The sequence below is a fragment of the Mycobacteriales bacterium genome, assembly GCA_035504215.1.
In the GTDB taxonomy this organism is placed as follows: Bacteria; Actinomycetota; Actinomycetes; order JAFAQI01; family JAFAQI01; genus DATAUK01.
Map to the genome: position 1 here is coordinate 30,244 of DATJSI010000096.1, position 11,706 is coordinate 41,949.

9 protein-coding genes are annotated in these 11,706 nt (G+C 68.8%); 6 read left to right on the forward strand and 3 right to left on the reverse strand.

Annotation, left to right across the window (positions count from 1 at the left end):
• Positions 1-63 precede the first annotated feature (63 nt).
• From VME70_12040 to VME70_12055, 4 genes are read left to right on the forward strand one after another with little or no spacing between them, the layout of a single operon-like run.
• A complete protein-coding gene (locus VME70_12040; protein ID HTW20927.1) occupies positions 64-564 on the forward strand; it encodes a DUF4446 family protein in 501 nt (166 codons plus the stop codon).
• Between the two features lie 5 nt (positions 565-569).
• Positions 570-1,499 carry a prephenate dehydratase gene (pheA, locus tag VME70_12045; protein ID HTW20928.1) on the forward strand — a complete coding sequence of 310 codons (930 nt, stop codon included), beginning with the start codon at positions 570-572 and terminating at the stop codon, positions 1,497-1,499.
• A gap of 44 nt (positions 1,500-1,543) precedes the next feature.
• Complete coding sequence (gene serS, locus VME70_12050; GenBank protein HTW20929.1) at positions 1,544-2,806, forward strand: serine--tRNA ligase; 1,263 nt, start codon at positions 1,544-1,546, stop codon at positions 2,804-2,806.
• Positions 2,803-3,597 (forward strand): HAD family hydrolase, encoded by a 795-nt coding sequence (locus VME70_12055; GenBank protein HTW20930.1) that lies wholly within the window; start codon positions 2,803-2,805, stop codon positions 3,595-3,597. Before serS ends, VME70_12055 begins: the two co-directional genes overlap by 4 nt.
• A 68-nt stretch (positions 3,598-3,665) precedes the next feature.
• Here VME70_12055 and VME70_12060 read toward each other — a convergent pair whose 3' ends face one another.
• Together VME70_12060 and VME70_12065 are read right to left on the reverse strand one after the other, a co-directional pair.
• Positions 3,666-7,460, reverse strand: a complete 3,795-nt coding sequence (locus tag VME70_12060; protein HTW20931.1) for an IPT/TIG domain-containing protein — start codon at positions 7,458-7,460, stop codon at positions 3,666-3,668.
• Between the two features lie 283 nt (positions 7,461-7,743).
• The gene (locus VME70_12065) at positions 7,744-8,274 is read right to left on the reverse strand and encodes a bacterial proteasome activator family protein (protein ID HTW20932.1); all 531 of its coding nucleotides are present in this window, start codon (positions 8,272-8,274) and stop codon (positions 7,744-7,746) included.
• A gap of 61 nt (positions 8,275-8,335) precedes the next feature.
• Here VME70_12065 and VME70_12070 point away from each other — a divergent pair, with 61 nt between their 5' ends.
• Positions 8,336-9,238 (forward strand): GNAT family N-acetyltransferase, encoded by a 903-nt coding sequence (locus tag VME70_12070; GenBank protein HTW20933.1) that lies wholly within the window; start codon positions 8,336-8,338, stop codon positions 9,236-9,238.
• Here VME70_12070 and VME70_12075 read toward each other — a convergent pair.
• Positions 9,223-11,100 carry an acyl-CoA dehydrogenase family protein gene (locus VME70_12075; GenBank protein ID HTW20934.1) on the reverse strand — a complete coding sequence of 626 codons (1,878 nt, stop codon included), beginning with the start codon at positions 11,098-11,100 and terminating at the stop codon, positions 9,223-9,225. The two genes, VME70_12070 and VME70_12075, sit on opposite strands and share 16 nt — an antisense overlap.
• 142 nt (positions 11,101-11,242) lie before the next feature.
• Here VME70_12075 and VME70_12080 point away from each other — a divergent pair.
• Positions 11,243-11,706, forward strand: a 464-nt coding sequence (locus tag VME70_12080) for an ATP-binding cassette domain-containing protein (GenBank protein HTW20935.1), incomplete at its 3' end; no start/stop codon positions are given.

Consider the following 11,706-nt stretch of genomic DNA (forward strand, 5'->3'; position numbering starts at 1 on the left):
GTGGCCTGGCCTCACCGCGGACTCAGATCGGCCGCACAGGGTCAGGCATTAGGCTTCGCTGCTGTGCTGCCCCTGCATCGCCCGCTGCTCGACGAGATCACGCTAGGAGCATCAGGGGTCGCGATCGTCGGCTTGATCACCGGTTTCGTGGCGAACCTGCGGGTCAGGCGGCTGCGCCGCTCGCTGGACGTGCTCAATGGCCCGGAAGGACCCGAAGGCGTTCTCGACGCGGTCAATCGCGGCGCTGCAGAGACCCACGCGCTGCGACTCGAGCTGGCCCGAGCCAAGAGCGATCTCGATGTCGCGCGCAGCCAGCTTGCGGACGCGCTTCGCCACGTTGCGGTCGTGCGTTACGACGCCTTCGGCGACATGGGTGGCCGGATGTCGTTCACTGCGGCGCTGCTCGATGACTCCGGGGACGGTCTGGTGATCACCTCGATCAACGGGCGCACCGAGGCCCGTGCCTATGCGAAAGGTGTGAAGGAAGGCCAGAGTGACCAGACGCTCTCGCCCGAGGAAACTCAGGCGATCGCGCTCGCGCTCGGCCGCAAGGTCAGGGCCTGACCCTCATGGGTACGCGGGGGGCGCGCTATGCCTATCTCGGGCCGGAAGGCACCTTCTCGGAAGCCGCACTACGTTCGTTGCCTGATGCCACCGACGTCGAGCCGGTTGCGTGCGTCTCGGTGGCCGATGCGCTGGATGCGGTCCGCCGTAAAGAGGTAGTCGGCGCGCTGGTTCCGTTGGAGAACTCGGTCGAGGGCTCGGTCGCCGAGACCCTCGATGAGCTCGCCTCCGGCGCGCCGCTGCGGATCGTCCGTGAGGTCCAGCTCACCGTTTCGTTCGCGTTGATGGTTCGACCCGGCACACGGGTGACCGACATCACGACCGTGACGACGATCCCGCACGCGGAGGCACAGGTTCGTGGATGGCTGCGCCGCGAGCTGCCGGCCGCCCGGTTCATCGCCGCGTCGAGCACTGCGGACGGCGCGCGAGCGGTGGCGGCCGGCGAAGCCGATGCGGCCGTCGCTGCACCGATCGCGGCCGCGCACTACGGCCTCGAGATCGTTGCCGACGACATCGCGGACACGCCAGGCGCAGTGACCAGGTTCGTCCTCGTCGAGGCGCCGGGCCGGCTACCGGACCCGACCGGAGCGGATCGGACCAGCCTGGTCGCCTTCATCGCAGACGACCATCCGGGCGCGCTGCTCGAGGTGCTCACCGAACTCGCGGTGCGCGGGGTCAACCTCACCCGGATCGAGTCGCGGCCAACCGGGGTCGGGCTGGGCCGCTACTGCTTCTCGATGGATGCCGAGGGACACGTCAGCCAGGCGCGGGTCGCCGAAGCGCTGGCCGCGCTTCGCCGGTTGTGCGCGGACGTCCGGTTCCTGGGCTCGTACCCGAGCGCGGATGGCAACCGCCCGACCGAGCGCCGCGGCACCGCCGACACCGACTTTGCCGAGGCCGCCGCGTGGGTGGCCGAACTTCGTCAGGGTCCCTGATCCGGCCGTCCCGCGGATCTGCTCGGCCGACTAACCTGCTCTGCGTGATCGATCTGCGGGAGCTGCGCGAGGCGCCGGACCGCTACCGCAGGAGCCAGCAGTCGCGGGGCGAGCAGCCGGCCGTTGTCGATCGCCTGCTCGAGGCGGACGAGCAGCGTCGCGCCGCGGTGACCCGCGCCGACGCCCTCCGCGCCGACGCGAACCAGGCGAGCAAGGCCATCCAGTCGGCGAGCGCCGAGGACCGGCCGGCGATGATCGAGCGTGCCAAGCAGCTGAAGGACGAGGTCAAGACCGCGGAGGCCGAACAGAGCGCAGCCGACGAGACGCTACGCGCGGCGGCGTACCTGGTCTCGAACCTCGTGGAGGACGACGCACCGGTCGGCGGCGAGGACGACTCCGTGGTCATCGAGACCGTCGGTGCGGTGCCGGACTATGACTTCGAGGTCCGCGACCACGTCGAGCTCGGCGCGATCCTCGGCGCGATCGACCTCGAACGCGGCGCGAAGGTAAGCGGCGCGCGCTTCTACTTCCTGACCGGCGTCGGCGCGTTGCTCGAGCTGGCCCTGGTCAACCTCGCGATGGAGCAGGCGACTGCCACGGGTTTCATTCCCGTGATCGCTCCCGCGCTGGTGCGGCCGGAGGCGATGGAGGGCACCGGTTATCTCGGCGCGCATGAGCCGGAGGTCTACCGGCTGCGCGACGACGACCTCTACCTGGTGGGGACCAGTGAGGTCGCACTCGCCGGAATGCACTCCGACGAGGTGCTCGACCCGGCAGTGCTTCCCCGCCGGTACGCCGGGTTCTCCTCGTGCTTCCGTCGCGAGGCGGGCTCCTACGGCCAGGACACCAAGGGCATCATCCGGGTGCACTGGTTCGACAAGGTGGAGATGTTCTCCTTCGTCCGGCCCGAAGACGCGCGCGACGAGCACCTTCGGTTGCTGGCCTGGGAGAAGGAGTTCCTCGCCAAACTGGAACTGCCGTTCCGCGTCGTCGACATCGCGACCGCCGATCTCGGTGCAAGCGCGGCGCGCAAGTTCGACTGCGAGGCGTGGTTCCCGTCGCAGAGTCGGTACCGCGAGCTGACGTCGACCTCGAACTGCACGACCTTCCAGGCCCGCCGGCTGGCGATTCGTTACCGCGACGAGGACGGTCCGACGCCGGTGGCCACCCTCAACGGCACGTTGTGCGCGATCGCCCGCACCATCGCCTGCCTGCTCGAGGTACACCAGCAAGCAGACGGTTCCGTGCGCGTACCCCTGGCGCTCCGGCCCTACCTCGGCGGTCGCGAGATCTTCGAGCCGGTATGACGCCTTCGGTCGTCGTGACCGATCTCGACGGAACGCTCGTGCACCGTGACGGCACCATCTCGGATCGGACCCGCGCTGCGCTTGGCCGAGCGAGTGCCGCAGGAGCCTTGGTGGTCATCGCGACCGGCCGCCCCCCGCGGTGGCTTCCTGACCTCGCGGAGGCGGCCGGACATCGCGGGTTGGCGATCTGTGCGAACGGTGCGCAAGTCTTCGACCTTGCCACCGAAGAGGTGATCCGGTCCCGCCCGTTGTCGCCGGAGGTCGTCCGGCAGCTGGCCGCGGACCTGCGGGTCGCCGTACCCGGTATCGAGTTCGGCCTCGAGCTGGTGGACGGCGGGTTCGCCCACGAGCCGGGCTACCGGCCGCGCTGGACGCCGAAGCCCGGAGCGCGGATCGGCCCGGTCGAGGAGCTGCTCGACCAGCCGGTCTCGAAGCTGCTCGGCCGGCGCGAGGACCTGACCTCGGACGAGTTGCTGGCCATCGCGCGGAGTGGTCTCGACGGCTCGATCGCCACCTTCACGCACTCCTCGATCGACGGATTGTTGGAGATCAGCGCGCTCGGTGTCACGAAGGCCAGCACGCTTGAGGCGCTCGTGCGCGAGCGCGGACTGGGGCCGCACGACGTGATCGCGTTCGGCGACATGCCGAACGACGTGGAGATGCTGCGCTGGGCAGGGCACGGTGTCGCGGTGGCGAACGCGCACCCGGAGGTCCTCGCCGTTGCGGACCAGGTCACGTCGAGCAACGACGACGACGGCGTGGCAGCCGTCCTCGAGCGGTTGTTCCCGTGAGTGCGCGTCGGCGTCAGCGCGCAGCGCGCTTCAGCACGCCGGCCTGACACACATCACGGAGGGCCCGGTTAGAGCTCCTCATTGAGCCGCTTCGGGTACAGCACGAACGCGGCCGGTCCGGCGCCGTGCTTGTTCAGCGCCTTCACCTCCGCGATGTACACCTCCGGATGCAGGTGGATCACGTCCGAGCGGACGTGTGGGCCCACCCGGAACTTGACCGGTTTGGGTTGCTTGCGCGAGAACAGGTTCAGCGGCCTGATGATGATCCGGTAGCCGGTGATCGGCGCACCGCCGTTGACCAGCGGGCGCACCCACGACACCACGAGTGAGTCGGTCCGCTCCTTCGTCTTCATGCTCTGCGGTGCCGACGGCGGGCTGACGACGTACCGGTACGTCGTCGTCGCCGTGATCGCGCTCGGTGCGCCGCCGGGGGCGTACTCGCTTTCTGCTGTCGTCACAACGACATTGACGACCTTCTTGGGTGTGCCGGGTGGTGGTTGCACCTCGATCGAGTTCGCCGACGCCGACGGACCGAACTCATCGTCGGCGACGACCGCCGCGCGCTTGCCGAACATCACCGAGACCGGGTTGCTCAGGTTGTGACCCCTGATCTCGACGAGGTTCGCGCCAGAAGCCGGCCCGTGGTGCGGCACGACCGCCGTCACCACCGGGTTTCCCGGCAGATAGAAGACGAAGCTCGTGCTCTTCGCCGCCGGGCTGTCGGGGTTACCCCTCAGGAACGAACACCCGGAAACGGTGCACGCGGTCACCTCGTCCGTGCCCGCGAGCACTTGTGGGGTGGTCGCCGTGAGCGAGGTGCTGCTCGCGACCGTGATTCCGGAGAGCTGGTCGCGGGGCAGGCCGATGTTGTCGTCCACGTACTCGAGATAGCCGCCGGCGCTCGGCGCGACCGCATCCAGGCCCTCGCCGGTCACCGTGATGGTGGTCCCGCCGCCGGCCGGACCGGCGGCCGGGCTCACCGAGGTGACCTTCGGGATCCCTGCGTAGATCACGGGTGTCGGCGCGGACGTGCCGGCTGCGGTCACGACTCGCAACGACTTGTGCAGGCTGTTCACGCTGAAGTTGTTCGTCCCGTTGGGGAGCAGGTCGATCTCGTTCGGAGTCACCGACAGCGCGAAGTAGTTCTGCGAGGCGGCGCTGGTTGGCGACCCGATCAGCGTCCAGTCGTACCCCGGATAGGCAAAGCCCTGCCCATAGATCGACACGACGTTGAACCCGAGCTCGCTCAAGTAGGTCGTCGACAGGGACGTCACAGTCGGCGCCGGGGTGTAGTCGTACTCGGTTCGAGCCGGCAACGACGCGCAACCCGTACACGGCGTACTGCCGTCGGTCGAGCCTTCGTAGAGCGGCACGATGGGAGTCGTCGAGCTCGAACCGGCCGACCCGGTGACGACGAGCTGGGTCTGGCACAGCTCGGTGTCGGGATGAAGGTCGATGCCCGCGCAGCTGGTCCTGCCGCTCTGGTACGCCGGAATCGTCACGGTCATCTTGTCCGCGGACAGCACGGTGTAGGAGCTCGCAGGCAGGCCACCGACCGTGACCGCCTCCACGTCGCTCGTGCCGCTCCGCTCGAAGCCCGAGCCGTAGACCGTCACCGTGTTTCCGCCGGCTTGAGCACCGATGTCGCCAGAGATGAAGCCGACGCTCGGCACCGAGCTGGATGCAGAGGTGTCGACGTACTCGAGCCGGCTCGCCGAGCCGGCCATCGCCGACGTCCCGCCGGGTCCGGTGACGCTGACGATCGCCGGACCAGCGCCGGTCTCGCCGGGGTCGCCGCCGGTCAGGCTCGAGGCCGGTGGCGGCGGGGTGACGTCGATCTCGCTGTCGCTCGCGACCGTGAAGTCTGCGGTCGGGACCTGGTAGCCGCCGATCGAGACCGCGGTGGCGCCGGTGAAGTTCGTCCCGCTGATCGTGAGCGTCCCGCTCGGATCGAGCGGCTCGACCGTGGGGCTCAGGCCGCTGATCGCGGGCGCGGTGCTCGGTCCCATCGCACACAGGTAAGCGGCGAGTGCGGGTTTGCCGCTCCGCGCAGTGAGGCGCGGTGAGCCGAGACCGGAAGCGAGGTCGTATCCGGTCGTCGCCGGGAAGAACTGGCCGCCGCTGATCGCGTAGTCGTCGTTGTTGCCCGTCGTCACGTCGTTGAACGACGCGGCCGCCTCGCTGGCGTTCGCGCCGATGGCGTAGAGCTTCGGGCTGATGAACCCGAGCGGTCCGGAGGACTGGCACCCCGCCGAGGCCTGGACGTCGGCGAGCATGGCCGCCCACAACGGGGTGGACGACGACGTCCCGCCGAAGTCGACCCAGCCACCGAACTCGTGGTCGTATATGCCCGGAGCGCCGGTGTATTCGTCGGCCTCCGCGGTGACGTCCGGAACGGTGCGGCAGACGGTGTCATCCGTTGATGTGGCCTGCGGGCACGGTTGGTCTTCACCGCTACCGAAGCTTGCGCCGGAGCCGTAGGCAGCGGCGAACACCGACGGGTCGATGCTCGCGATCGCTGACTGCTGCCAGCTCGGCGCGCTCCACAGGGCCGACGTGCCGCCACCGCCGGAGCCGCCGTAGTTGCCGTCGTTCCATACCTGCTCGGTGGGGCGGTTCGAGTCGTCGATGACTGCGGTGCCGCCGACCGAGGTCACGAACGGCTGGCTCGACGGGTCCCCGGCCGACACGTACGGCGACTCCGGGAGAGGGCTGCCGTTGGGGGCGCACTCGTCCGACCCGCTGTCACCGGCCGCGTTGAGCACCGTCTGGCCCTGGAGGGCCGCCTCTTCGAAGATCTGGTTCTCGGTGTCGACCAGTCCGGGTTCGTAGGCGAGGGTCTGCTGCTCGCACCACTCGCTGCCGTAGCTGGAAGTGACGAACTGGTCGGTGTCCTGGGTGACGATCTGGTTGTAGGTGTCGAGGTAGCCGGTGTTCGTCGGCGGCCCGGTGTAGACGTCTATGTCCGCATCGGGTGCGAAGGCGGAGACGTCCTCGACGTCGAGATCTGCCTCGTCGGAGCCTGCGCCCACACCCGTCCCTGCGCCTCCGTCGACGAGGATCGAGTTCAGCCGGCCGACCATCGCCACCGCGCCGGCGGTGCCGAAGTAACAGGTGTCGAAGGTCGACACGTCGGAGGCGGAGTACGGGTAGAGCTCGTACACCGCAATGTGTTGTCCGGCGCCGAGGTCGCCTGCATTGAACAGGCCGTCGAGCCCGTAGGCGTGGGCGAGGTGGTCGTAGGTCAGCCCGTTCTCTTCGTTCGCATTCTCGACCGCCGCTGCGCAGGGATCCGGAGCTCCGGGGGCGTGGGTCAGCAACGGGTGGCGATCCAGCGGGATCTCATGGCCGGCACCTTGCTTCGTCCAGTGCTCGATGCTGCTGACCGGCCGCGCCAGGGTGCTCAGCCCGATCACACCGGCCACCTGGGACGCGATGGTTGCCGGCAGCTTCGGCGCGGAGGTCATCTGCATGCCGACCCGCCCGCTGCTGAGCCGGAACGTCGCGAGGCTGCCGTGGAAGGCGGCCTCGGCTTGCGCAGCCGTGCCGCTGAAGGAGATGAGCATGCCGTTGCCCGAGACCGAGCCGATCCGCAGATGCGCCGCCCGCAGGGCCGCCTCGACCTCGGCGATCGAGGTCGCGGTCGGGCCGTAGGTCGAACGGAACTTCCCCGCCGGTAAGTAATGGCGGTACGCCGGCGAGGACGGCGTCGACACAGCCGTCGCGGCGGCGGTCAACGCGGCCGGGTCGCGAGGCTTGAGGGCCACGTCACCGCTGACCGCTACCGACGGCGCAACCCGACCCAGCCGGGTCGCGGTCGACGGCACCCGGGGAGCCGCGCTGACCCGCGCCAGGCCCGTCATCGCTGCACGTGCGCCCTGAGCCGACGCAGCGGGTCGATGCGTGAGCGCAGCGGCGGGCGAGCCCGCCAGGCTCATCAACACGACCGCCGACGCCGCACCGGTGACCAACCAGGAGGAACCACGAAGGTTCGGGCGTGCGCGCATGGAATCCCCGTTTCCGGGCCCGTTCCGAAACGCGGCTGCCCGGACCGACCCGAACGGGACGATAGACCCTCAGTTCACGGGATTCCGGTCAAAGATCTTTTTGGTCGGCGTGCGCTGTCCTACAGGTACGTGCGCTGTCCTACAGGTAGAGGCCTTGCTGTTGCTGGCCTTGGCTCTGCCCGGGCGGGAGCGCGCGATGGCGCATCTCCTCCAGCTGCGCGCGTGCTGCCATCTGCTGGGCGAACAGCGTCGCCTGGATCCCGTGGAAAAGCCCCTCGAGCCAGCCGACCAGCTGTGCCTGGGCGATCCGCAGCTCGGCGTCGGATGGGATGTCGTCCGCCGTGAACGGCAGCGACAGCCGTTCGAGCTCCTCGCGCAGCTCGGGCGCCAGCCCGCTGGACAGCTCCTTGATCGAGCTCTCGTGGATCTCCTTCAACCGCAGCCGGCTCGCGTCGTCGAGCGGCGCGGCGCGAACCTCCTCGAGCAACTGCTTGATCATCGAGCCGATCCGCATGACCTTGGCCGGCTGCTCGACCATCTCGCTGACGGCTTCACCGTCCGCTTCGGGCTGCGGGCCGTCCGGCGAGTCGGGGTCCTCGACCGGAGCGCCGTCCGGCCCGACGGTGACGACGCGGAACGGCGGCTGGGGGCGGTCGGTCGGTGCAGTCATCTCTCTATCGTCCCCGAGAATCGGTTGGCGCCACACCTCCGGGGTAGGTCAGTCTTGGCTCATGGATGCCGCCGGACGCCTGCGCTCGGTCACCGCCGAGGACGCGGAGACGATTCTGGACTTGGTCCTCCTTTCCGACCTGGCCGAGGTCGGCGAGCCCAACACCACGATCGACGAAGTGCGGACCGACCTGGCAAACGACCAGCTCGTGGCGGCGGTCGTCGAGAGCCCCGACGGGGAGCTGCTCGGCTACTCATGGGTGGAACGCTTCCCGGGTCACCCGAGCCTGTTCGGGGACATCATCGTTCGACCCGGCACCGACGAGACCGTGATGGCGGCATTGTTCGACTGGGTCAGGGCGACCACGAAGGACCTTGGGCGGGATCTGCCGATCAACCTGTTCGCGAACTCCAAGAACGCCGTCAAGCGGCAGATCTACGAGCGCGCCGGCGCCACGGTCATCCGGCGCTTCTACCGCATGGTGGCCACGTTTGACGAACCACCGGTCATCCCCGACCTGCCGGCTGGTGTTCGGTTGGAGCCGGTACGCCGCAGCGACGAGGACCTGCACGACATGTGGGAGATCACCGACCTCGCCTTTCTCGACCACTTCGACCCGATCCGCGAGCCGTACGAACGGTGGCTCGCGCACACGGTGAACGGGGTCTGCCCTGACCTCTCGTTGTGGTGGTTCGCGACCGTCGACGGCGCACGCGTCGCTGGCCTCTATGCGGCGGAGATGCCGGAGGCCGGCTACATCGACGTGCTCGGGACGCTGCGCGACTACCGCGGTCGCGGGCTCGGAAAGTTGTTGCTGCTCAACGCTTTTGCCGAGTTCTATCGGCGTGGCTACCGCAAGGTCGCGCTCGGCGTCGATGCGAGCAGCCTGACCAATGCGGTCCGGCTCTATGAGTCGGTCGGCATGGAGGTCAAGTACGAAGGGCTGCGTTACGAGCTGGCTTGACCCGGCATCATCGGGCCCTCGCCGGCCGGGTCGATGATGCTGCGCTCGAACATCGTGTAGCGCCCGTCAAGCACCTTGGTCGCTGCGCGGTAGTTGTCCGCGTCGTTGTTGAACCAGAGGTCGTGCAGGAGCCGGTCGACCCGTCGCCGCGCCTGGTTGCAGAACAGGTCGGCGAGCTCGGCGTACTCCGCCCGGTGCTCGCTGTCCTCGCGACCGAGCGTGTCGGCATAGACGCATGCGCTCGCGATCGCGTAGAGCTCGGCGCCGATGTCGACGATCCGGCCGAGGAACGCTTGCTTCTTCTCCAGGCCGCCCTGCCAGCGGCTCATCCCGTAGAACGTCGAGCGGGCCAGCTTGCGGCAGTTGCGCTCGGCGAAGCGCAGGTGCTCGGCGAGCTCGCCGAACTCGGCGTACGACGTCGGGTTGGTCCCCTTGCCGGCCGCGAGCTTCGGCAGCCAACGGCCGTAGAAGCTGCCGGCCTTCGCAGCGGTCCGGGCCTTGTCGCCGAGCGGCACGTCCGGCTCGATGATGTCGCCGGCGATCTGCAGGTGCTGGTCCACCGCCTCGCGCGCGATCAGCAGATGCATGATCTCGGTCGAGCCCTCGAAGATCCGGTTGATGCGCATGTCGCGGAGCAGCTGCTCGGCCGGCACCGGCTTCTCGCCACGGGCGCGCAGCGACTCGGCGGACTCGTAGCCGCGCCCGCCGCGCACCTGCATCATCTGGTCGACCGCCAGCCAGGCCATCTCGGACCCGTAGAGCTTGGCGAGAGCGGCCTCGATGCGAATGTCGTTGCGGTGCTCGTCGGCGAGCCGGCTCGAAACATCGAGCATGGCCTCGATCCCGAACGCCGTGCCGGCGATCTCGGCGATCTTCTGGGCGACTGCATCGTGCTTCCCGACCGGCACTCCCCATTGGATCCGCTGCGTCCCCCACTCGCGAACGATCTTCAGGCAGTACTTGCTCACGCTCGCGCAGATCGCCGGGAGCGACAGCCGGCCGGTGTTGAGGGTGGTCAGCGCGATCTTCAACCCGATGCCTTCGCCGCCGATCACGTTCGAAGCGGGAATCGTGACGCCATCGAAGACGGTCACCGAGTTCTCGATCCCGCGTAACCCCATGAATGCGTTGCGGTGCGTGACGGTGACGCCCGGGGCGTCGCACGGGACGATGAACGCCGTGATGCCGCCGCGGTGGCCCTCGCTCTTCGGCACCATCGCCATCACGACGACGACATCCGCGAACGCGCCGTTCGTCGCCCAGAGCTTGGTGCCGCTGATCGTGTACGACGAGCCGTCCTCGCTGGGTGTCGCGGTGACGGACAGCCGCGCCGGGTCGGAGCCGACGTCCGGCTCGGTCAGCAGAAAGGCGCTGATGTGGGTCCGGGCGAGCTTCGGAAGCCACTCCGACTTCTGCTCGTCGGAGCCGAACAGCATGAGCGGCTGCGGAAGCCCGATCGACTGGTGCGCCGAGAGCATTGTCGAGATTGCGCTGTGCCAGACGCCGGCCAGCGCGAGCGCCTTGTTGTAGTAGACCTGGCTGAGCCCGAGCCCGCCGTACTGGGTCGGGATCTTCATCCCGAGGGCGCCGAGCTCCTTCAAGCCCTCGACCACGTCGTCCGGGATCTTGGCGTCCCGCTCGATCGCGAACGGGTCGACCTTGTTCTCGAGGAACGCCCGCAGCTCGGCGAGGAATGCCTCACCACGCTCGATCATCTCGGGGCTCTGGGCCGGTTGCGGGTGGATCAGATCGAGCCGGAAGTTGCCGAGGAACAGCTCCTTGCCGAAGCTCGGGAGCTTCCACTCGGTCTCTCGCGCTGCTTCGGCAACCTGGCGGGCTTGTTTCTCGCTGACCTGGCTCACGGGGACTCCTCGGCTCGATGCTGGATTGTTACCCGTGGGTAGGTATCCGGCAAACCCGCTGGTGGGAGCCCTGATACGCCGCTGACAGCCGCTGCCAGCGGCGTGTGCGTGCCGTGCCAGGACCCGCACCGACGCTATCCCCATGACATACGCGATTGAGGCTCACGGACTGGTCAAGCGCTTCGGCGACACGCTCGCCCTCGACGGCGTGGACCTGCTCGCCCGGGAGGGCACCGTGCTCGGCGTGCTCGGCCCGAACGGCGCCGGGAAGACCACCGCGGTGCGCATCCTGGCCACCTTGCTGCGAGCCGATGCCGGCTTTGCCCAGGTGGCCGGGCTCGACGTGGCGCGCGATGCGCACCGGGTCCGCCAGCAGATCGGGCTGACCGGCCAGTACGCCTCGGTCGACGAGGACCTCACCGGCCGGCAGAACCTCGTGCTCATCGGGCAGCTGCTCGACCTCACGACTCGCGACGCACAGCGGCGGGCGGCTGAGCTGCTCGAGTGGTTCGACCTGGGTGCGGCCGCCGACCGTACGGCGAAGACCTACTCGGGTGGCATGCGACGCCGGCTCGACCTGGCGGCGTCGCTCGTCGGCCGACCCTC

Bases quoted from the DNA above. Each gene is read 5' to 3' on its own strand.
- pheA (HTW20928.1), top strand. From the start codon at position 570: ATGGGTACGCGGGGGGCGCGCTATGCCTATCTCGGGCCGGAAGGCACC.
- VME70_12055 (HTW20930.1), top strand. From the start codon at position 2,803: ATGACGCCTTCGGTCGTCGTGACCGATCTCGACGGAACGCTCGTGCAC.
- VME70_12060 (HTW20931.1), bottom strand. From the start codon at position 7,460: ATGACGGGCCTGGCGCGGGTCAGCGCGGCTCCCCGGGTGCCGTCGACC.
- VME70_12065 (HTW20932.1), bottom strand. From the start codon at position 8,274: ATGACTGCACCGACCGACCGCCCCCAGCCGCCGTTCCGCGTCGTCACC.
- VME70_12070 (HTW20933.1), top strand. From the start codon at position 8,336: ATGGATGCCGCCGGACGCCTGCGCTCGGTCACCGCCGAGGACGCGGAG.